The sequence below is a fragment of the Saccharothrix tamanrassetensis genome, from assembly GCF_014203665.1.
GTDB classification, from domain to species: domain Bacteria; phylum Actinomycetota; class Actinomycetes; order Mycobacteriales; family Pseudonocardiaceae; genus Actinosynnema; species Actinosynnema tamanrassetense.
Window position 1 is genome coordinate 1 of record NZ_JACHJN010000016.1, and the last position, 20,772, is coordinate 20,772.

The 20,772-nt window shown below is 71.4% G+C and carries 19 protein-coding genes and 3 pseudogenes; 12 read left to right on the plus strand and 10 right to left on the minus strand.

Translation table 11 applies throughout. The annotated features are described in order from the left end of the window. On the plus strand, positions 1-207 hold a 207-nt coding region (locus FHS29_RS34440), incomplete at its 5' end, for an IS30 family transposase (protein WP_184698587.1). Positions 208-333: 126 nt separating this feature from the next. Next, positions 334-702, plus strand: a complete 369-nt coding sequence (locus tag FHS29_RS34445) for a YciI family protein (protein ID WP_184698589.1) — start codon at positions 334-336, stop codon at positions 700-702. A 164-nt stretch (positions 703-866) separates the two neighbouring features. On the opposite strand, the gene FHS29_RS34450 is transcribed toward FHS29_RS34445, so the two are convergent. Then, positions 867-1,325 carry an RICIN domain-containing protein gene (locus FHS29_RS34450; protein WP_184698591.1) on the minus strand — a complete coding sequence of 153 codons (459 nt, stop codon included), beginning with the start codon at positions 1,323-1,325 and terminating at the stop codon, positions 867-869. A gap of 277 nt (positions 1,326-1,602) precedes the next feature. On the opposite strand from FHS29_RS34450, the gene FHS29_RS34455 reads away from it, so the two are divergent. The 5 genes and pseudogenes from FHS29_RS34455 (at position 1,603) to FHS29_RS34475 (ending at position 7,996) form a co-directional block, all read left to right on the plus strand. Further along, positions 1,603-4,416: an AfsR/SARP family transcriptional regulator gene (locus FHS29_RS34455; RefSeq protein ID WP_184698593.1), complete on the plus strand. Its 2,814-nt coding sequence runs from the start codon at positions 1,603-1,605 to the stop codon at positions 4,414-4,416. Positions 4,417-4,684: 268 nt separating this feature from the next. Next, positions 4,685-5,644, plus strand: a complete 960-nt coding sequence (locus tag FHS29_RS34460) for a glutathione S-transferase family protein (RefSeq protein ID WP_312865241.1) — start codon at positions 4,685-4,687, stop codon at positions 5,642-5,644. Positions 5,645-5,865: 221 nt separating this feature from the next. Then, positions 5,866-6,462 carry a D-alanyl-D-alanine carboxypeptidase family protein gene (locus FHS29_RS34465; RefSeq protein ID WP_312865233.1) on the plus strand — a complete coding sequence of 199 codons (597 nt, stop codon included), beginning with the start codon at positions 5,866-5,868 and terminating at the stop codon, positions 6,460-6,462. 73 nt (positions 6,463-6,535) lie between these two features. Continuing rightward, positions 6,536-6,896 (plus strand): annotated as a pseudogene (locus tag FHS29_RS34470) (PLD nuclease N-terminal domain-containing protein). A gap of 200 nt (positions 6,897-7,096) precedes the next feature. Then, positions 7,097-7,996: a class I SAM-dependent methyltransferase gene (locus tag FHS29_RS34475; RefSeq protein ID WP_184698597.1), complete on the plus strand. Its 900-nt coding sequence runs from the start codon at positions 7,097-7,099 to the stop codon at positions 7,994-7,996. A 60-nt stretch (positions 7,997-8,056) separates the two neighbouring features. On the opposite strand, the gene FHS29_RS34480 is transcribed toward FHS29_RS34475, so the two are convergent. Together FHS29_RS34480 and FHS29_RS34485 are read right to left on the minus strand one after the other, a co-directional pair. Continuing rightward, on the minus strand, positions 8,057-8,674 hold the full coding sequence (locus FHS29_RS34480; protein ID WP_221457224.1) for an MBL fold metallo-hydrolase: 618 nt from the start codon (positions 8,672-8,674) through the stop codon (positions 8,057-8,059). Beyond that, a complete protein-coding gene (locus FHS29_RS34485) occupies positions 8,674-9,759 on the minus strand; it encodes an S-(hydroxymethyl)mycothiol dehydrogenase (protein ID WP_184698599.1) in 1,086 nt (361 codons plus the stop codon). The genes FHS29_RS34480 and FHS29_RS34485 overlap by 1 nt, the downstream gene beginning before the upstream one ends. A gap of 300 nt (positions 9,760-10,059) precedes the next feature. On the opposite strand from FHS29_RS34485, the gene FHS29_RS34490 reads away from it, so the two are divergent. Next, the gene (locus FHS29_RS34490; protein ID WP_221457225.1) at positions 10,060-10,638 is read left to right on the plus strand and encodes a CAP domain-containing protein; all 579 of its coding nucleotides are present in this window, start codon (positions 10,060-10,062) and stop codon (positions 10,636-10,638) included. 101 nt (positions 10,639-10,739) lie between these two features. On the opposite strand, the gene FHS29_RS34495 is transcribed toward FHS29_RS34490, so the two are convergent. Next, entirely contained in the window at positions 10,740-11,102 is a 363-nt protein-coding gene (locus tag FHS29_RS34495; protein ID WP_184698601.1) for a hypothetical protein, read from the minus strand. Between the two features lie 78 nt (positions 11,103-11,180). Between FHS29_RS34495 and FHS29_RS34500 the strand changes: the two genes are divergently transcribed. Then, positions 11,181-11,513, plus strand: a complete 333-nt coding sequence (locus tag FHS29_RS34500; RefSeq protein ID WP_184698603.1) for a YnfA family protein — start codon at positions 11,181-11,183, stop codon at positions 11,511-11,513. Positions 11,514-11,637: 124 nt separating this feature from the next. On the opposite strand, the gene FHS29_RS34505 is transcribed toward FHS29_RS34500, so the two are convergent. The 6 genes from FHS29_RS34505 to FHS29_RS34530 all read right to left on the minus strand — a co-directional run bounded on the left by FHS29_RS34505 (position 11,638) and on the right by FHS29_RS34530 (position 17,337). After that, positions 11,638-12,303, minus strand: coding sequence for a DUF1062 domain-containing protein (locus FHS29_RS34505; protein WP_246441169.1), 666 nt, complete (start codon positions 12,301-12,303; stop codon positions 11,638-11,640). Positions 12,304-12,754: 451 nt separating this feature from the next. Continuing rightward, positions 12,755-14,902, minus strand: coding sequence for a hypothetical protein (locus FHS29_RS34510; protein WP_184698605.1), 2,148 nt, complete (start codon positions 14,900-14,902; stop codon positions 12,755-12,757). Beyond that, the gene (locus FHS29_RS34515) at positions 14,865-15,668 is read right to left on the minus strand and encodes a protein phosphatase 2C domain-containing protein (protein WP_184698608.1); all 804 of its coding nucleotides are present in this window, start codon (positions 15,666-15,668) and stop codon (positions 14,865-14,867) included. Before FHS29_RS34515 ends, FHS29_RS34510 begins: the two co-directional genes overlap by 38 nt. An 8-nt stretch (positions 15,669-15,676) precedes the next feature. Continuing rightward, positions 15,677-16,513 carry a vWA domain-containing protein gene (locus tag FHS29_RS34520; RefSeq protein ID WP_184698610.1) on the minus strand — a complete coding sequence of 279 codons (837 nt, stop codon included), beginning with the start codon at positions 16,511-16,513 and terminating at the stop codon, positions 15,677-15,679. Between the two features lie 318 nt (positions 16,514-16,831). Continuing rightward, positions 16,832-17,089 (minus strand): hypothetical protein, encoded by a 258-nt coding sequence (locus tag FHS29_RS34525; protein WP_184698612.1) that lies wholly within the window; start codon positions 17,087-17,089, stop codon positions 16,832-16,834. Between the two features lie 83 nt (positions 17,090-17,172). Beyond that, positions 17,173-17,337, minus strand: a complete 165-nt coding sequence (locus FHS29_RS34530) for a hypothetical protein (RefSeq protein WP_184698614.1) — start codon at positions 17,335-17,337, stop codon at positions 17,173-17,175. Positions 17,338-17,658: 321 nt separating this feature from the next. On the opposite strand from FHS29_RS34530, the pseudogene FHS29_RS38570 reads away from it, so the two are divergent. From FHS29_RS38570 to FHS29_RS37385, 3 genes and pseudogenes are all read left to right on the plus strand, one after another. Next, positions 17,659-18,321, plus strand: a pseudogene (locus FHS29_RS38570) (DUF6880 family protein); the annotation flags it as partial. Positions 18,322-18,430: 109 nt separating this feature from the next. Next, positions 18,431-19,171: a DUF6880 family protein gene (locus FHS29_RS37380; RefSeq protein ID WP_246441171.1), complete on the plus strand. Its 741-nt coding sequence runs from the start codon at positions 18,431-18,433 to the stop codon at positions 19,169-19,171. Positions 19,172-19,404: 233 nt separating this feature from the next. Beyond that, a pseudogene (locus tag FHS29_RS37385) lies at positions 19,405-20,694 on the plus strand (APC family permease); the annotation flags it as partial. Positions 20,695-20,772: the final 78 nt, after the last annotated feature.

The following is a 20,772-nucleotide window of genomic DNA, read 5'->3' on the forward strand; positions in this document are numbered from 1 at the left end:
CACAGCCCCTGGCAACGCGGCAGCAATGAGAACACCAACGGACTGCTCCGCCAGTACTTCCCCAAAGGCACCGACCTCTCCGTCCACACCCAGGCAGACCTCGACAAAGTCGCCGCCGAATTGAACGGACGCCCCCGCCAGACCCTCGACTGGCGCAAGCCGATCGAGGTCTACAACGACCTGATCAACACCCACACGTCGCCATGACCACTTGACCCCACCTTGCCTTCTGGGACGTGTCGAATCAGAGTGTCGTCGTTCGACGCAGAGGTGACGGCTGGTCGACACGTCCGGGAGCGGCCCGGACCCAGCCGGCGAAGCCAGGGAGTGACGATGCGGTTTCTGCTGATGCACCGACTCGACGAACGCCACCCGGAAGCGTGGAACCCCAGCCAGGAGTTCATCGAGACGATGGGTGCGTTCATCCGGGATTCGATCGACAAGGGCATCCTCATCACCGGGGAGGGCGTCCACCCGTCCGCGAAGGGCGCCCGGGTCCGCAAGGCCCGCGACAGCGGGATCACCGCCACCGACGGGCCGTTCACCGAGGCCAAGGAGGTCATCGGCGGCTTCGCGCTGATCAACGCGAAGGACCGCGCCGAGGCCGTCGAGTTCGCCCGGCGCTACGCCGACCTGTTCGACGAGATCGAGGTCGAGGTGCGCCAGGTCGTGGAAGAGGAAGACCTGCCGACCCCGTCCTGACCACCTCCCGCGAGGCGGGCCGGGGGGATGCGGCGTCGGACTCCGCATCCCCCGACCGAAGGCTCCGGCACCGCGCCGTCTGTGGACGCGGCGCCGGAGCCGGTGTTCGCCGGATTCCTCAGCGCAACCCGGACGTCAGCTCATCCGACCCCGAGCGGATGGCGTCAGTACCAGTGCTGGTCCTGGTAACCGGTGGTGCACCTGAAACCGAACACCTTGCCGTCGCTGTGCGCCGCGATGCACTTCCCGCGGTGCTCGGCGTTCTCGATCAGGAAGCCGTCACCGACGTCGCGGAAGATCCAGCGCTGGTCCTGGTAAGTGTCACAGCGGTGGGTGAAGACGCGGCCGTTGGCGTGCATGGCGAGGCACGCACCGCTCTTGCCGTTGGCCAGCTGACCCACACCGCTGAGCGTCCAGAGCTGGTCCGCGTAGTCCGGTTCGCACCGGTACACGAACACCTTGGGGTGGTGGTTGGCGATGCACTTGCCGGACAGCTTCCTGTTCCGCAGCAAGAACCACGTCGCCTGCGTGTTCGCGTCGCCGGCCTTGGCGTCGGCGACCGTGCCCGTGGCCCGCGGGCTCTCCGCGGCGGACGCGGGGCCGGCCATGAGGATCAACCCCATTGCCGTGACCAACCCCAGTAACAGGCTGATGACCTTGTTTCGTCGCACTCCGATTTCCCCCTCTACCTTTTAGTGGAACCCCGGCGCCCCCTGGCACCGGTCGTGCGGGTCCGGTGGCCGGCGCGGGCCGCTGGTCCATGCCCTCGATCCGCCCGCCGGTGACCGCCGTGGGAAGACCCTGCCCGCCGGACCCCGACGGGAACGTTGACAGAACGTTGAATCGGCTCGTGGCCGCCGCTATACAGGACCGGGGAGGCCAGCACTGGGGGGAGCCGGCATGGCCGTGGAGTTCCGATTGCTGGGCAGCGTCGAAGTGCGGGTGGACGGCGAGCCGGTGGACGTGGGGCCGGCACGTCAGCGCTGCCTGCTGGCGGCGCTGCTGGTCGAACCCAACCACCCGGTTCCGGCGGATCGACTGGTGGACCGGGTGTGGGCCGACCGCAGTCCCCGCCGGGCGCGGGAAACGCTGCGCACCTACCTCACCCGGCTCAGGCACGCCCTCGCCGGCACCGACGAGGTGCGGATCGGGCGCGGCACGGGTGGGTACGTGTTCACCGTCGACCCGGCGGCCGTGGACCTGCACCGGTTCCGACACCTGGTGGCCGGGGCACGAGCCGCCGACCGGCCGGCGGCACTGGACCTGCTCGGGCGGGCGCTGGCGCTGTGTCGGGGCGAGCCGTTCGCCGGCTTGGACAGCCCGTGGATCAGCGCCGTCCGGGCGGAGGTGGAGGCCGAGCGGACAGCGGCCGAACTGGACCACACCGACCTGCTGCTGCACCACGGCCGGCACGGCGAGGTGGTGGCGGGACTGCGCGCCCGGGCCGTCGAGCGACCGCTGGACGAGCGGCTGGCCGGGCAACTCGTGCTCGCCCTCTACCGCTGCGGTCGCCAGGCCGACGCCCTCGACCACTGCCGGCGCGTCCACACCCGGCTGGCCGAGGAGCTCGGGGTGGACCCCAGCCCGCCCCTGAGACGGCTGCACCAGCAGGTGCTCGCCGCCGACCCGGCGCTGGCCCTTCCACCCAGCCCTTCGGACGCCACCCGGCCGGAGGGCGGCGGCAGGCCGTCCCCGGTGCCGCGGCAGCTGCCCGCACCGTCGCAGCTGTTCACCGGTCGATCCGACGAACTGCGCTGCCTCGCCACGGCACTGGACGCACCGGCGAACCACGGTGCCACGCTGGCGGTCTCCGCGATCGGCGGGACCGGCGGGATCGGCAAGACCTGGCTCGCGCTGCACTGGGCCCACCACCACCTCGACCGGTTCCCCGACGGGCAGCTGTACGCCAACCTCCGCGGCTTCGACCCCGGCGCCGAACCGCTGTCCCCGGCCGCGGCGGTCCGCGGTTTCCTCGACGCCCTCGGCGTCGCACCCGCCTCGGTCCCGCCGGACGCGGACGCGCAGTCCGCGCTGTACCGCAGCCTCGTCGCCGGCAAGCGGGTGCTGATCGTGCTGGACAACGCCGCCGGCACCGACCAGGTCGTCCCGCTGCTGCCCGGCAGCCCGACCTGCACCGTGCTGATCACCAGCCGCGACAAGCTCACCGGTCTGGTCACCACCCACGGCGCCCGCCCACTGCTGCTGGACGTGCTCGGCCACGAGGCGGCCGGTGAACTGCTCGCCCGTCCCCTCGGCGCCGACCGGCTCGCCGCCGAACCGGAAGCCGTCGAGGAGCTGCTGCGGCACTGCGCGGGTCTGCCGCTGGCGCTGGGCATCGTCGCCGCCCGCGCCGCCACCCACCCCGACCTCCCGCTGCGGGTGCTCGCCGACGAACTGCGCGACCGCACGACGCGGCTGGACGCGTTGGACACCGGCGAAGCGGACCTGAACGTGCGCGCGGTGTTCGCCTGCTCCCACCACGCGCTCGACACCGAGGCGGCGACCCTGCTCGGGCTGCTCGGCGTGGCCCCCGGCCCGGACATCGGCCTCGCCGCCGCCGCGTCCCTCGCCGCGCTGCCCCGTAACCGGACCGCCCTGCTGCTGCGGAAGCTGGAGACCGCGCACCTGGTCCAGCAGCACCGGCCCGGCCGCTACCGGATGCACGACCTGATCCGGCTGTGCGCCGCCGAGCAGGCGCACCGCGACCTGACCGAGGACACCCGCGTCGCCGCACTGCGCCGGCTGGTCGACTTCTACACCCACACCGCGTACGCGGGTGATCGGCTGCTGGAGCCGCACCGCGAACCCCTCCAGGTCGGCACCCCGGTCGCCGAATGCCGTCCCGAGCCGTTGCCGGACCAGGCAGCGGCACTGTCCTGGTTCGAGGCGGAGCACGCCTGCCTGCTCGCCGCGCACCGGCTGGCCGTCAGCCGGTGCTGGCACACCTCGGTGTGGCGACTGGCCTGGGTGCTGCGCACCTTCCACCGGCGACGCGGGCTCCTGCACGACGACCTCGCCGTCTGGCGGGCCGGCTTGACCGCCGTCGAACGACTCGGCGACGTCGCCGCCCAGATCCGGGCCCACCGGTTCCTCGGCCACACCTGGTCCGAGTCGGGCCGCTCCGCCGAGGCCGTGCGCCACCTCGAACGCGCCCGCTCACTGGCCGAGCAGACCAACGACACCGCGACCCGGGCCCACGTCCACATGGCCCTCGGGTGGATGGAGAAAGCGCGCGACGCCGACCGGCGGGCGCTGGACCACGTCGCCCACGCCGCACGCCTGTACCGGACCCTGGACAACCCCGTGTGGGAAGCGGACGCGCTCGCCACCACCGGCTGGTTCCACGCCGAGTCCGGCCGGTACGACCAGGCGCGCACCCACTGCGAGGCGGCACTACCGGTCTACCGCGTGCACCACGACCGCGAGGGCGAAGCCGACGCGCTGAACAGCCTGGGCTACATCGCCCACCACACCGGCCTGCACACCGAAGCACTCGACCACTACCGGCAGGCCCGCACCCTGTTCCGGGACCTCGGCCACACCTACAACGAAGCGGACACCCTGGACCGCATCGGGGAGACCCACGCGGTCCTCGGGCGCCCCGGCCCGGCCCGTGACGCCTGGCACCAAGCCTTGCAGCTCTACCTGGACCAGCAACGCGTCCCCGACACCGAGCGGGTCCGGCAACAACTCGCCGCACTCGAAGACGACTGAGGCGCCACGGTCCGCGCCTGCGCCCCCGGGTACCTCCGTCACCGGCCTGCCGCGACCCGCCCTCCGCGCCCGGCCCCTGCGGGCCGGAACGACCCTTCCGAGTCCTCGTCCCGCGGCCCGTGAACAGGCGGGCCCACGGTGGGGCGGCGTAGGCTCGCCTACCGTGAACGACACTGCGAAGGCTGCGGAGACCAGCGAAAACCCCGAGCACAGCCAGGGCGGGACGTACTCGGTCAAGGGCAAGGAGTTCACCCGCGACACCCGCTACATCACCACCCGGATCACCACCGACGGTCGTGACGGGTTCACCGTCGAACCCGGTCGGTACCGGCTGATCGCGGCGCGGGCCTGCCCGTGGGCGAACCGGGCCATCATCGTCCGCAGGTTGCTCGGCCTGGAGGACGCGCTCTCCCTCGGCCTCGCGGGTCCGACGCACGACGCCCGCTCGTGGACCTTCGACCTGGACCCGGGCGGTCGCGACCCGGTGCTCGGCATCGAACGCCTCCAGGAGGCCTACTTCCGGCGCGACCCGGACTACCCGCGCGGGATCACGGTCCCGGCGATCGTGGACACGACGACCGGCGCCGTGGTGACCAACGACTTCGCGCAGATCACCCTCGACCTGTCCACCCAGTGGCGGGCACACCACCGCGAGGGCGCGCCCGACCTGCTGCCCGCCGCGCACCGCGACGAGATCGACGCGGTCGACCAGCGGGTCTTCACCGAGGTGAACAACGGCGTCTACCGGTGCGGCTTCGCGGGCAGCCAGGAGGCGTACGACGCCGCGTACGAACGCCTGTGGACCGCGCTGGACTGGCTGGAGGACCGGCTGGGCGACCGGCGCTACCTGGTCGGCGACTCGATCACCGAGGCCGACGTGCGCCTGTTCACCACCCTGGTCCGCTTCGACCCGGTCTACCACGGGCACTTCAAGTGCAACCGCCGGAAGCTCACCGAACTGCCCAACCTGTGGGCCTACGCCCGCGACCTGTTCCAGACCCCCGGCTTCGGCGACACCGTGGACTTCGAGCAGATCAAGCGGCACTACTACGTCGTGCACAGCGACATCAACCCCGGCGGCATCGTCCCGAACGGGCCGGACCTGTCCGGCTGGACCACCCCGCACGGGCGTGAAGCACTCGGCGGACGGCCGTTCGGCGACGGCACCCCGCCCGGGCCCGTCAGCGAGTCCGAACGGGTGGATCCGGGACACACCCCGCTGCGTTGAGGGGCACCGTGCACCCGTCGGAACTCCACCTCGCGGTGATGGTGCTACGACAACGATCTTCGGTCGGCCGGCACTCGGCGTGACCGGAATCCGGGTGCGGGCTCTGTTGCCGAACCGCCGCGAATACGGTGACGGATCCGCCGGGGAGGGATCGGTTGCCCGGCTGTGGCAGATACCACCAACAGTGGGCGACAGCGGTTCCGGTGGGTAGTTTCGGGCCAGTGCCCACCACACTCGCGCCCCGAAGCAGACGTGCGGTGATCGGCGTGATGGTGGCCCTCTTGCTCGCGGTGGCAACGGTGGTGGCGCTCGACGCGACCGGCCGGGTGACGCTCGCCTACGACCGGGTCGCCGGGCGGCCCGCGGCGATCCTCGAAGAGGTGCCAGGACCGGAAACCGGACCCGCCTGCCCGCTCGACATGCGGTACGTGGACGAGGAACCCGGAGGTCTGCGCCAGGACGTGCTGGACGCCTGGCACCGGCTGCGCGCCACGGCGGGGGAGCAGGGGGTCCGGTTGTGCGTGCAGGACGGCAAGCGGAGCGTGGGCCAGCAGCAGCGGGAGTTCGACGAAGCCGTGCGCCGGTTCGGCAACGCGGAACTGGCCGCGCGGTACGTCCTGCCGCCCGAGAAGTCCATGCACGTCAAGGGACTCGCCGTGGACGTGCAACCGCTCGAGTCCGCGGGCTGGGTGGAGCGCAACGGACGCGCGCTGGGGTGGTGCCGCCGTTATCTGAACGAGGAATGGCACTTCGAGTACGACCCGGGCTACGTGACCGCCGGGTGCCCCGCGATGCTGCCGAGCGCCAGCGGGAGCTGAACAGGGATCGTTCCCGTGTGCCCTCGGTGTGCTCTGCGCTACGCTGCGCTGACGACTTTGGGGGTTGTGGGCGATGTTCTACTTCGGTGGTCTCTTCGGCGTGCAAGCTGGGCCTGTGGCTGTTCTGCCTGATCGACGTCATCACCACGGACGACGGTGACGCCCGGAACCTGCCGAAGTCCGGCTGGCTGCTGATCGTGCTGTTCTTCCCGCTGGTCGGCTCGATCGCCTGGCTGGTCGCGGGCAGGCCGGTGCGGCCGGTCGGCAGGCGGCGGCCCTTCGAGCGCGACACCCCCGCCTTCCCCGAGTACGACCGCCCCGGCCGGTTCGCCGCCGCCGATTCCGTGTCGGACGAGGAGTTCCTGCGCCGCTGCCGCGAGCGCGCCGAGGAGCAGCGGCGCAAGGCTCGCGAGGCCGAGGGCGGGAACCGCTAGGCTCCGGTCTGTCGCATGTGGACGCTCGGCTCGCCGGTGCCGACGCCGGGTCGGTGGGCGTGGACCTCATCCCGCTCTTGGCCGAGGCGGCGAGTTGGGCCGAGGACGCCACCGTCCAACTGTCGTGCGGGGACGGGATTCCCGGCCGGGGAACGATAATCCAGTGGCTCGGCCGGGGATGCGTCGTTAGCCTCGGGCCAATGATCTACGAGCACCCGTTGGCGTACCTGCTCGGGGTTGAGGGCACTGCCTTGCTGCGCGCGTTCACCGGGGAGCACGACCGCGACTTCGTGGATGCACGGATCTCCGAGATCCGCAGGTTGCTCGACGACGAGGCGCTGGCGAACGCCGCCGTGGACGTCGATCGGTTGGACACGGTCGACGGCTACCGGGTCTGGTCCGGGAGGTATGACGATCCGGGCAACGCGGCGTTCGACATCGACGGTCCCGTGGTCGAGGAGATCGTCGACGCGTTGCCGGTGGGTGTTGCCCTGGACGCCGCGTGCGGCACCGGTCGTCATGCGCGGTTCCTGGCCGAGCGTGGCCATCGGGTCATCGGTGTGGACAGTTCGCCCGACATGCTCGCGCGTGCCCGGGTACGGGTGCCCGAGGGCGAATTCCTGCTCGGCGACCTGCACCGGCTCCCGGTGTCCGACGCCGAGGTGGACCTGGTCGTCTGCGGCCTGGCGTTGACGCACATCCCCGCGCTCGAACCGGTGGTGGCGGAGTTCGCCAGAGTGCTGCGTCCCGGCGGACACCTGGTGATCTCCGACGTCCACCCCGAAGCCGTGGCGCGGGGCTCGGTTCCTTCCGTGCGCGGACCGGACGGACGACCAGGGCGGCTGGCCACCTATCGCCACCTGGTCGGCGACTACCTGCGCGCCGCCCTGCCGGTGGGACTGCGACTGCGGCGCTGCGAGGAGCCTCGCCTGCCGGTGCGGGACGAGCCCGGCCCGCCGGAGCCGACGACACCCGGGACCGTCGGGCCCTGGGAACTCTGGCCGTGGTGCCTGGCGGACCTGGTGCCCGAGGCGGCACGAGCCGCCAACGCCGGAATGCCCGCGATGGTCGTCTGGCACTTCCAGTTGGGCGAGTCCTGACCGACCGGCCACCGCTTTCGGCCACCTCGCGGTCCGGTCGCGAGGTGACCGTGCGGCTGATCAGCGGGTCGGCTCGCGCAGACCCGGTGCCTCGTCCGCGATCGTCGTGTCGGGCCCGTGTCCGGTGTGGACGGTCGTGTCGGCGGGCAGCGCGAGCAGTTTCGCGGTGATGGAGTCGATGATCAGGTCGTGGCTGGAGTAGGAGCGGCCGGTGGCACCGGGACCTCCTTGGAACAGCGTGTCGCCGGTGAAGACGGCCTTCAGCGCAGGGGCGTGGAAGCAGCACGCGCCGGGGGAGTGGCCCGGTGTGTGCAGGACGTGCAGGGTGGTTCCGGCGATGTCGATCCTCTGCCCGTCGGTCAGCTCGCCGTCGGGCTCGACGTCCGGGTGGCACATGCGCCACAGGACCAGGTCCGCGGGGTGGAGCAGCACCGGGGCGTCCGTGGCCCGGGCCAGTGCCGGTGCCACGCGCACGTGGTCGTCGTGCGCGTGCGTGGCCAGGATGGCGCGGACCTCGCGGCCCGCCACCACTCGGAGGATCGCCTCGACGTCGTGCGGCGCGTCGATCACCACGCACTCGGAGTCGTCGCCGACCACCCAGACGTTGTTGTCCACCCGGTGGGTCTCGCCGTCCAGGGAGAAGGTGCCCGAGGTGACCCCGTGGTCGATCCGGGCCATCAGAACACCACCACGGAGCGCAGCACGTCGCCGTCGTGCATCCTGGCGAACGCCTGCTCGACCTCGTCCAGCGCGATGGTCTCGGTCACGAACGCGTCGAGGTCGAGACGGCCCTGCCGGTAGAGGTCGACCAGGTACGGGAAGTCGCGGGACGGCAGGCAGTCGCCGTACCAGGACGACTTGAGCGAGCCGCCGCGCGAGAAGAAGTCGATCAACGGCATCTCCACTCGCATGTCCGGGGTCGGCACGCCGACCAGGACCACGGTGCCGGCCAGGTCGCGCGCGTAGAACGCCTGCTTCCACGTCTCGGGCCTGCCCACGGCGTCGATCACGACGTCCGCGCCGAACCCGCCGGTCAGCTCGCGCACCCGTGCCACCGCGTCCTCCGCCGAGGAGTCGACGCGGTGCGTGGCGCCGAAGCGCTCGGCCCACTCCAGCTTCCGGGGGTCGATGTCCACGGCGATGATCGTGGTCGCCCCCGCGAGCCGGGCGCCCGCGATGGCGGCGTTGCCGACGCCGCCGCAACCGATCACCGCGACGCTGTCACCGCGGCCCACCCCGCCGGTGTTCATCGCGGCGCCCAGCCCCGCCATGACGCCGCAGCCCAGGAGGCCCACCGCCAACGGCGAGGCGCTCGGGTCGACCTTGGTGCACTGGCCCGCGTGCACGAGCGTCTTCTCGGCGAACGCGCCGATCCCCAACGCGGGCGACAACGGCGTGCCGTCCGCGAGAGTCATCGGCCGGCCGGCGTTGTGGGTGTTGAAGCAGTACCAGGGCTTGCCCTTCAGGCACGCGCGGCAGGTACCGCACACGGCGCGCCAGTTGAGGATCACGAAGTCGCCCGGTGCCACGTCGGCCACGCCCGCCCCGACGGACTCCACGATGCCGGCGGCTTCATGGCCCAGCAGGAACGGGAACTCGTCGTTGATCCCGCCTTCCCGGTAGTGCAGGTCGGTGTGGCAGACCCCGCACGCCTGCACGCGCACCACGGCCTCGCCCGGCCCCGGATCGGGTACGACCACCTCCACGACCTCGACCGGCGCACCTTTGCCGCGTGCGATGACGCCGTGAACCGTCTGTGCCACGGAGAACTCCTCAGGATGATCCGCAATCGGTTATCAGGCCACGTGAAACCATACGGGCAGCGAGTCCCGGACGCGCGTGGCCTTCGCCGCGGTCACAGGGTGCTGTGCAGCGACTTCGAAGCGCTTCAGGTGCTTTACCGATGCGGGTACCCGAAGGGCCGCACACCATGCCTGGTGGTGCACGGCGGGCCCGGTCACCGTACGGCGCTGTCGACACCCGACCTGGTGAACGTGTTTTCCCGCCGTTCCGCAGCCGCCTTCACGGGTATCCGACCCACACTTCGGACGAGGGGAGTCGCTATGGAACACCACGACGACAAACCGACGCAGAGCCTGACCACCGACATGGACGACCGGCACAAGTCGTGTCGCAGCCGTCGGACGGTGCGCAATGTCCTGGCGTGTGCGGCTGTGGCCGCGATGGCAGGCGTCGGTATCGCGGTGCCGGGCCACACGAGTCTGGCGCAGCCCGCCACCACACCCACCCAGGCCGCCAGGAACGCCGATGCCGTCCAGCAGATCGTGGACATGGTCAACGCCGAACGGACCGGCGCAGGGTGTGCGGCGGTGACTTTGGACAACCGGGCGCAGCAGGCCGCGCAGGCGCACGCCGACGACATGGCCGCCCGTGACTACTACGACCACACGAGCCCGGAAGGCGCCGACGCGGGCGATCGCCTGGACGCCGCCGGCTACAGCTGGCGCAAGTGGGGCGAGAACATCCACAAAGGACCGTCCGGTGCCGAGCAGGCCATGCGGGACTGGATGGCCAGCGGCGGCCATCGCGCCAACATCCTCGACTGCGGATTCACCAACGTGGGCGTGGGCGTGAACACGAGCGCCAACGGCCCGTGGTGGGTCCAGGTCTTCGCCTCCTGACCGCGGAGCGAGTCGCCGGACTCCGGCGGACCGGTCGGATCAAGGCCGGCCTGCGTTCACCTCGCCCGCGTCGGCGACCCGGCCTGTGCGCGAGCCGGTCGTCACGCCACTCCACCGGACGAGGCCGCGCGGGCGCGCTCGGTCATACCGTCCAGGACGTCGACGTGCGTCTCGGGCACCGTGACGTCCAGGTGGATCACTCGGTCGCCGGCGCGGGTGAAGGTGAACTCGAAGAACGAGCAGCACGCGGTCTCCCTGGCGGTCAGCTCCCGCGCGGTGGTCTCCACCTCGGGCGTGCCGTCCAGCGTCAGTCGCAACCGTGTCGGTCCGGTGCGGTGGACCGCGCTCAGCGCGGTGCTGAACAACGTGTCGAACTCGGCTACCCGCAGTGGTTGCCGCGCGGTCGGCAGCGTGCAGTCCTGAGGTGCCCACGTCGGTTCGTGGCCGGTCTCCGTAGTCGCCATGACCCCACGGTAGGCCTGTACGTGGGTGGAGGAGGCGAGTGTCGAGCTGTGGTGATCGCGGTCGGTTACGGTCACGCGGTGACCGTTGCGCGTTCGATGCTGCTGTTCGTCATGGCCGCCGTGCTGGAGATCGGTGGCGCGTGGCTGGTCTGGCAGGGCGTTCGCGAGCATCGGGGCTGGGCGTGGATCGGTGCCGGCGTACTCGCGCTGGGTGCCTACGGGTTCGTCGCCACGTTGCAGCCCGACGCGCACTTCGGGCGCATCCTGGCCGCCTACGGCGGGGTGTTCGTGGCCGGATCGCTGGCCTGGGGCGTGGTCGCCGACGGCTACCGCCCGGACCGGTACGACGTGATCGGAGCACTGGTGTGCCTGGCCGGGGTAGCGGTCATCATGTATGCGCCCCGCAGCTGACGCACGGCCCCGACAGCACGTTCGGCGTCGAGCAGGCGTTCCTCACCCCGCACCACCACGTCCAGGATCCGTTGGTGCGGGGCGCCGAGCCGGCCGGTGCTTGGCGGCTGACGTCGAGTTCGGCCTACGACTGGGCCTCCTGATCCGCTGCCGCTTCGCACGACGGCGGTGGGCTGGTGACGACGAAGAAGGTGAAGTCCTCGCGGACCTTCGCGTCGACGGCCATGGGCAGGCGGACGCGGCCGTTGTCGACCATCCCTCTCACGGCGGGCCGACTCAGGCCGAGCCCGGCCGTGAGCAGCTTCTCGACCCGGATGGGTGCCGGGAGTTCGAATCTGATGACGACTTCGAGCGGCGCCGGATCCCCGCACTCCAAGTCGTAGAACGGCATGTCGGTCTCCAGCTCCCACGTGCCGCTCCAGTCGAGCCGGTATGCGGCCTTGCGGGCCAGGGCCGGGTCCATGACCAGACGTCGCACCATGGCCGGATCGTTGTTCTCGAACATCAGCAGCCGATCGTGCTCCAGCGCCTGCACGCGGATGCGCTCGTGGACGGGCGTTTTCGACGTGCGGCCGCACAGTTCGCAGCAGATCAGCATCCAGACGTCGAGGAGCTTGCCGCTCGCGTTCACCCGGAACTTCCCGGTGGGACGGTGGCGCGTGGACCTGCACGACACGCACGCTTTGACGATGGCGGGCAGTCCGAGTTCTCTGACCACCCACAGCGCTTTCCGGTCGACGTCAGGTTCGCCACCGTCAACGGGCACAGGGGTACTGCGGAAGTCGTTCATGGCTTCGGTCGATTCCAAAGTCTGTGGAGGAGGCATCGGGCAGCGCTTTGCCGTGCCGGGTATTTCCACCCGCTGAAGGACAAAGGGCCGGTGCCGGAAAGCGGAGCACGCCGACCGGCTCGACGTTGCACATCACGTCGCGTGAAGAAAGCCCGCACCGATTACACGGTGCGGGATTCGAGCGGCATGCCGGAGACAGACGGGGAGCGACTCGAACCCGTCTCATTCCGTACGCGTGCCTCTGCCTAGATCTCCATGCGCGCCATAGTGGTCAACCGGTAGGACGTCCGGCAACCTGTTTTCCAGGAGATGACGGTCGGTTGGCTGCGACGATTCATATCCGGGCCGGCGCTGGTGCCGGAAGCGGTTACCGAGGTCCCTCCGCGGCCACGGTGCCTCCCGTGCGACACGGCCTTCCCGACACTCGGTTGCCAGTGCCGAAGACCGTGGGTCAGCTCCGGCCGGTGGCGGTGAAGCGGAGGTAGCCGAGGTAGGTGACGGGGCGGAACGCGTCGGCCTGCGCGACGCCCTCGGCAGCGGCTTGTCGGGCGCGTTCGAGGACCACGGCAGCCTCGGCGACCGCGCGGTCGTGGTCCACGCGGGTTCGGGCGATGGCGGTGTTGGCGGCTTTCAGCTCGTCGGCCAGGGCGGCTTGTTCGGCCCGCAGGACTTCCCGCAGCTCACGGGTCGTCCTCTCGGCCTCGTTCCGGACCTGCTCGTACTGGGCGTCCAGCCCGGCCTTCTCGGCGGCGAAACGGTCTTTGAGGATCTGTCGCTCGGCGGGCGTCAACGACGTCGGCCCGCTGCCCGCCGCCTTGGTGGTGAGGTGTTCGCGCCACTGGTCGATCCGCGCCGCCTTCACCTCGCCGATCCCGGCGGCGCGCACGCTGCTCCCGTCGACCAGGACGAAGAACGCCACGCGGTTGGCTCCGTGCATGGCGTAGCGGACGCCGACGAAGTCCGCGGCGGTCCGGATGCCGACCGCTTCGAGGTTGGCGGTCAAAACCGGTCCCATGCCTTCGATACCGGCGGTCTTGACGGGGAACAGCGCCAAGCGCGCGCGCAGGTGCGCCTTCTGCCGCACGACCAGGATCCGTTGCTCTTCGAGGTGCATCCGGGCCGCCGACGCCTGCCGGTCGCGGTCGATCCGCTGGAGTTGCTCGTCGACGGCGCGCTGGTGGGTTCCGAGGCGCTGGTTGTGCCGCTGCTGGAGGGTTCGCCGACTGCGCTGCTGCTCGGCCTTGGACCGCTCGGCTTCCTGGGCGATCCGCCGGGCCTCCAGGTTGAGCCGGGTGAGGTGGGCGGCGGCGGCCAGTCGGGCGCGGACGAGCCGTTTGCGCTCGGCACGCGCGGCGCGGGCCCGGGAGTGCTCCGGCTGGCGGCGGTAGCCCAACGCCGTGGACGCCGTCCACGCCAGCACCGCCGACACGTCCACGATCGCCATCGCCTCGTCCACGAAGACGGCCGCCGGGACACCGAACGGCAGCAGCAGCACCAACAGCACCCACGTCAGCACGGTCAGGGCCGGCGTGCGCCGGTTGAACCGCACCAAGGGCGGCGGGGCGGGCATGTGGGCCTGGGCCTGCACGCGTTCCGCCATCCATGCCGGCAGGGCGGCGATGACCGGGACCGGGGCCTTGACCGGCTGCACGACGTCGAACGGTTCGAGTGGTTCGAGCGGCGGGGGCGCGGCGCGGTGGTGGAGCAGGATGTCCTGGAAGCGCTCGGCGAGCCCGCGCAGGCGCGCGTCCGGGTGGCCGGTGAGGGTGGCCAGCCGGAACGAACCCGTCGGGTCGGCGAAGTCGGACTCGGCGAGGAGCAGGTGCTCGGCGTCCTCGTCGCGCAGTTGGCGCCACAGCGACGGGTCGGTCGCCAGGGCCACGAGGGACAGGTAGACCACCCACGACGAGAACCGGTCGACGTCCGGACCGAAGTCGGCGGCGGTGCGGTCGGGCGACTGGTAGTTGCGGTGCCCGGTCTCGGCGGCGGGCAGCCCGGCGAGCGCGGGGACGTACATGCCGTCGTAGTCGACCAGCTTGATCGAGCCGTCGGAGCAGACGAGGAGGTTGCCGTGCTGGAGGTCGCCGTGCCCGACCCCCGCTGCGGCGAGTTCGGCGACCAGGCGCGCGAACCGCGTGGCGGTGTGGGAGAGGGCCGCGGGGTCGTCGGTGTTCCGCTCGATCCAGCGGACGAGGTTGACCGCCTCCACCCACTCCATCCGCAGCACGGGGTACCAGGTGCCCTCCACCAGGATGCCGCGCCCGATGTAGTCGAAGCCGACCGTCCAGTCGTCGTCCAGGCGCGCGAGGTGCTCGCCGACGGCGCGGTAGCGGGTCGCCTGCTCGCGCACCTCGCGGGTGAAGCACTTGACCGCGTAACGGGTGCCGTCGGCGACGGTCAGCGAGAAGACGCCGGCGAAGTTCCCCGAGATCGCACGGGGGCGGCCCAACGCGTCGACGCGGACCTCGGCCCCGGCGAGGTCGGTGCCGCGGAAGCACAGCGCGGTGTTCTGCAGCGCTTCGACGTAGGTCGCGCCGGACGGGAACGAGCGGGCGGGCTCCTCATCCGAGGTCCACGTGAACGACGGTGACGTCGTCATTGCGCATCAACCCCTCCTCCCGCGCCTTCTTCAACCACACCTCGAACCCGTCCGGATCACCGGATCGGGTGAACTCGGACAGCACGTGCCACGGCTGGTCACCACGTGCCGCCGCGCCGAGGAACCACGCGGCGAGCGCGTCGGTGCAGAGGAAGAACTGGTCGCCCTGCTCCGCGCTGCCCGACAGCGTCCGCACGTGCCGCGCCAGCAGCGCGTGGTCGCGGTTGAACGCGTTGACCAGCCCCGGCGAGTTGTCGAACGCCTCCGCGGACTCCAGCGGGAATGCTCGCAGCAGGCGGTCGTCGCGGGTGTGGAACAGGCAGCTGTCACCCAACGCGGCGACGTCCCACCGGGTGGCCGACGTCGAATCGGTGTCGAACCGCGCGGCCAGCACCGTGGCGTGCGGCCCCCGGTCCAGCTTGGGCTGCTCGTACCAGGCGATCGGGCGGCCGTCGGCCTCGCGCGTGGCCACGTAGTCGGCGAGCCACCCGCGCCAGGCCTCCCCGGCATCGACCAGGGCCGTCGCGAACCGGTCCACGTCCCGCAGCACGCACTCGTCGTCCCGCGTCGCGTCGATGACGGACCTGGTCAGCAGGTCCGCCCAATCGCCCGCGAGCAGGCTCTCCGACGCCCCGTCGGCCACGGCCGCGAACACGGGTTCGGCGAGCCAGGTCTCCGGGGCGGAAGCGGGCAGGACGTGCGCGACGTCCTCGCACTCCCGGAGTGAGTTGCCCTGCTTGGGCGTGCGGAGTGAAGAGGTGAACATGCCGCTGCTCAGCGCAGGTCCGTCGCACGCGTTCCGATGTCCAGGAACTGGACGAGCGAGGTGATGTCCGCGTTGTAGACGAAGCCGCGCGTCAGGTCGGTGGCCGTCACGCCCTGCTGCATCGCGTAGAAGCGCATGTGCGGCGGCAGGAGGCTGGACATGCCGAACAGGGTGCGCGAATAGGTGTCGGGCAGCGCGACGTCGGTGTCGGGGAACATCACCGGGACGGCTTTGGCGGCGGACACGTGCAGGTTGAACAGCAGTGCCGCGCCGTCGGCGCTGACGTGCGTCTGCACGGCCCACGCGGCACTGGCCGGGTCGCCGTCGGTGGACTCGCCGTCGGTCAGGTTGAGCACGATCGGCGGGAAGCAGTCCGGGTGCCGGGCCACCCAGTCCGACACCAGCGACTCCGCGCGGGACAGCGCCCGGCACATCGGCGTCGCACCGTTGGCCACCGGGTCCACCCAGACCGGGAAGCGGGTCGTGGTCTCCACCAGCCCGCCCGCGCCGTCGGGGACCTTCTTGACCCGCTTCTCCACCCGCGCGGGCTTCTCCGCGACCTGGCTGAGCGGCACGAGGTCACGTCCCGCGAGCGGTCCGGTGAACGCCGAGCCGACCGTGTGCCCGTAGCCGATGACGGCGATGTGGAAGTAGTCGCGGACGCCTTCCTCCTTCGCGCACTTCACGCTCAGCTCGGCGAGCAGCCGGTTGATGGCGTCGGCGACCACGTCCGCCTTGCGCTGCTGCGCACCGCCCCCGATCGGGTCGCTCATCGACGCCGACTGGTCGACCAGGAACACGAAGCAGGACGGGTTGGCGCGACTGATCTCGGCTGCATAGGTCACGTGAAGGTCCACCTCTCACGCGATCACCCGCTGTGGCACAGGCGTGATCGCGCTGACTCGACAGGCACTGCGCTGCGGTGTCGCCCCTGGGGACACGCAGTGTTGCCTGACGTACGACGGATGCGCTGGGAAAGCATGTGGATCACTCGACAGGTTAGCGCTATCCGAAGTGGGTGACGACGTACTCCACGCTCGGCCGTCTTGCTCCGGGTCATCGCTCCAGGTGCCTCAGGCCGGATCACCCGACCAGAGGGTGCCTCACGTCGTGCCGGTGGGCTCGCGGGATGTCCGAGCGGCCGTGGGTGCGGCCCGGCGCTGTCAACCGCCGAGGTTGTCCACGGCGGCGGACAGCTTCGCGGCGTGCTGCTCCAACTCGGCGTCGGTGAGCTCGGTCTGCCCCGCGCGACGGAGGAACTCCTCCCGGGTGATCAACTCCAGCCCCTCGCCCTGTCCGTCGGCGGCGGCCACCACCTCGACCCGGCCCTCCACCAGCACCAGGATCGGGTCCGGCAGGTCGGAGTCGAGTAGGCGGCGCAGATCCCGGCCGTGGACCGTGCCCGTGTCGTCGAAGGTCATGGTGTCGGCATACCCTTCGCGGCCGATCCCAACCGCGCCCTGTTCCGCCGGGGCGGACCGTCCCGCCAGGCCGCCCGTCGGGCTCAGTCCGGTGGTTCGGTCGCCCCTTCTTCCTCCTCCTGGATGTCGGACGCGGCCGGTGTCTCCCGCGCGACCGCGGGCAGCCCCACGTCCAGGTCCTCCACCGATGGGGTGCCCGGCGCCCGTGGCGGGTCGGGGTTGAGTGGTGCGTTGCCGGATTCGCTCATGCGGGACGGCTACCCAGCCGCCGGGCCGCCAAGCCGGATTCCCTCCCCCGTGCGATCACGCCACCGGAGTCGACCGACGAGTTCCGGCTCCTCCCGGACCCGCACCGGTAGGACTCCGAGTTCGGAGCGATCACCGTGCTGGGAGGATGGCCGACCGTGGTCGAGGTGAGTGAACGGACTGTGCGGGACCTGGCCGACCCGAAGTCGTTCGAGCGGGGCAGGAAGTACTTGGCCGAGGGGCGGGTGCGGCGGATCGGCGTGGACGGGACGACCGTGACCGGCACGGTGGACGGCACCCGCACCTACCGCGTGCGCCTGGAGGTGACCCGGCGCGGCCTGGGCGGGCGGTGCTCCTGCCCGTGGGGCTCCGAGGGCTTCTTCTGCAAGCACTGCGTGGCGACGGCGCTGGCGTGGCTGGCCCGAGGCGGCCAGGTGGGCCCCGCGCTCCCGAAACCCCTGTCGGACGAGCGGCTGCGCTCGTTCCTGCTCCGCTGCGACCACGAGTGGCTGGTCGACCAGGTGATGGCCGCGACGAAGACCGATCGCGTCCTGCGCGCCCGGCTCGCCGTCGCCGCCGGGGCCACCGCCGACAGCGCGTTCGACGACCGCGAGATCCGCGACCGCCTGGAACGCGCCATAGAGATCGCCGACTACGTCGACTACGGCGCCGCCCACAGCTATTTCGAGTACGTCCACGAGGCGCTGAACGCGGTGGCCGAACTGACCGACGGCGGCTTCCCGGACGCGGCGATCACCCTGTCCGAGTACGCGCTGGAACTGCTGGAGGGCGCCGCCGAGCGGGTGGACGACTCCGACGGCGGCTTCTGGGAGGCCCTGACCCGCGTCCGGGAGATCCACCTGACCGCCTGCGAAGCCGGATCCCCCGACCCGCTCGCTCTCGCCGAGCGCCTGCTGACCCACGCACTGGACAGCGAGTTCGAGGTGTTCCACGACGTCCTGCCCGACTACGAGCGCGTCCTGGGCCCGACCGGTCTGGCCCGGTACCGGGAGCTGGTCGAGGCGGCCTGGAACTCGCTGCCGCGGCGGAGGGCGAACGACTGCAGCAGCCGCACGCTGACCATCACCCCACCTGATGGAGCGCCTGGCCGAGTCCTCCGGCGGGGCCGACGCGCTGATCGACGTGATGGCCCGGAACGTGACCAGCGGCTACGACGCGCTGCGCATCGCCGAACGGCTGTGCGCGGACGGCCGCGAGGACGAGGCGTTGACGTGGCTGGAGCGAGGCTTGGCCGACCACGAGCCAGACCCCAGGCTCCGCGACCTGGCCGCGGAGATCCACCTGCGCGCCGGCCGCCGCGACGAGGCGGCGGCGATGCTCTACGCCAACTTCGCCGAGCGCCCCGTCCTCGACGCCTACCGGGCGCTGCGCGACGCCGCGGCCCACGACTTCCCGCGCTGGCGCGACCGCGCCCTCACCCTGCTCTCCGACACACCACCGGCGAAGGACCCGTGGTGGTCCGGCCGCTCGACACTGGTCGAGATCCTCCTCGACGAAGGCGATGTCGAAGCCGCCTGGCAGGCCGCCGCGGACGGGGGCTGCTCGGCGGAACTCCGCCTCCGCCTCGCCCGAGCCCGGGCCGTCACCCACCCGGCCGACGCCATCCCCGTCCTGCTGCGCGCCGCCGACCAGGCCATCGAAGGCCGCACCCGCGACTCCTACCGGTCGGCGGCCCGCCTCCTGTCCGAGGCCAAGCGCCTGTCCACCCGCTGCGATCGCGACACCGACTTCCACGACCACGTCACGACCCTGCGGCACACCCACCGCACCAAGTGGGCACTGCGCCAGGAGTTCGACCAAGCCGGCCTGCGCTGACCACCGCGCCCGCCGCCGGGACGACCGCGATCAACAGCGCGCCGCAACGGGCCGGGAGCCGGCCTCGTCGGGATCGTGACACCAGGCGCACGAGTCGGTGCCGAGCGACGAATGTCACGCCTGCCTGCGGTTATGACCATGGCCGGCGGGTTCGGCGATTCCCGCTTACGGGTATGGGAGCGGGCATGGTGCTCTCGTTGAAGCGGGCCGTGAGCGGGCGGCTGCTGTACTTCTTCATCCTCGGCGACATCCTCGGTGCCGGCGTGTACGTCCTCGTCGGCTCGGTCGCGGGGAAGTCCGGGGGCGCCGTGTGGCTGCCGTTGCTGTGCGCGCTCGGGTTGGCGACGCTCACCGGTGCCTCGTACGCCGAGTTGGCCACGAAGTACCCCAGAGCGGGCGGGTCCGCGCACTACGCGACGAGAGCGTTCGGCAACGCGGTCGGTTCGGTGGTCGGGTTCTGCATGCTCGCGGGCGGGATCGTGTCGGTGGGTGCGCTGGCGCGGGCGTTCGCGGGTGACTACCTGCGGTCACTGGTCGCCGTGCCGGTGGTGGTGGTCGTCGTGGTGCTGCTGGCCGGGTTGGCGGCGCTGAACATCCGGGGCGTCAAGGAGTCCCTGCGCGCCAACGCGGTGGCCACGGTCGTCGAACTCAGCGGGTTGGTGCTCGTGATCGGGCTCGGCGCCTGGGTGGTGCTGCGCGGTGACGCGGAGCCCGCCCGGCTCGCCCAGGTCGACACCGGGCACGGGGTGTTCGGCGCGGTGCTCGCCGGGACGGTGCTCGCCTACTACTCGTTCGTCGGCTTCGAGACGTCGGTCAACCTCGCCGAGGAGGTGCGCGACCCGCGGCGGTCGTACCCGAGGGCGCTGTTCGGCGCGCTGGCCACGGTCGGCGTCGTCTACCTCCTCATCGGACTGGTCACCAGCGCGTCCGTGCCGACCGACCGGCTCGCCGAGTCCAGCGGGCCGTTGCTGGAGGTGGTCCGGGTCGCCGGTGGCGTGCCGGAGTGGCTGTTCAGCCTCGTCGCGCTGGTCGCGGTCGCCAACGGCGCGCTGCTGACCGGCATCATGTCCTCCCGGCTGGCCTACGGCATGGCCCGCGACGGCCTGCTGCCCGCCGTGCTGGGCCGCGTCCTGCCCGGCCGCCGCACGCCCTGGGTGGCCGTGCTCACCACGTCCGGCGCGTCCCTGGTCCTGGCGTTGACCGGGGAGGTCGAAGCGCTTGCGAGCACGCTGGTCCTGCTGCTCCTGGTGGTCTTCACCGCCGTCAACGCCTCCGTGCTGGTGCTGCGCCGCGACCCCGGTGACGCCGAGCACTTCCGTGTCCCGGCCGTCGTGCCGGTGTTGGGCATCGGGTCGTGCCTGCTGCTGTTCACGCAGTTGGAGGCCGGTGTGTGGCTGCGCGGTCTGGTGCTGCTGGGGCTGGGTCTGGTGCTCGCCGCGGTGAACGTGGTGCGGCGCAAGCGCGCGGTCGCCGCGTCGGGAGAGGCCCTTTCCGCTCGCGGTGGTTCGACGAACGACGCTTGAGGCTGCCGATCCCCGCTCCGACGGCGGCACCGCCAACCGGTCGTGGTGACGGCCCGGTGACGGTCGGCCACGACTGCT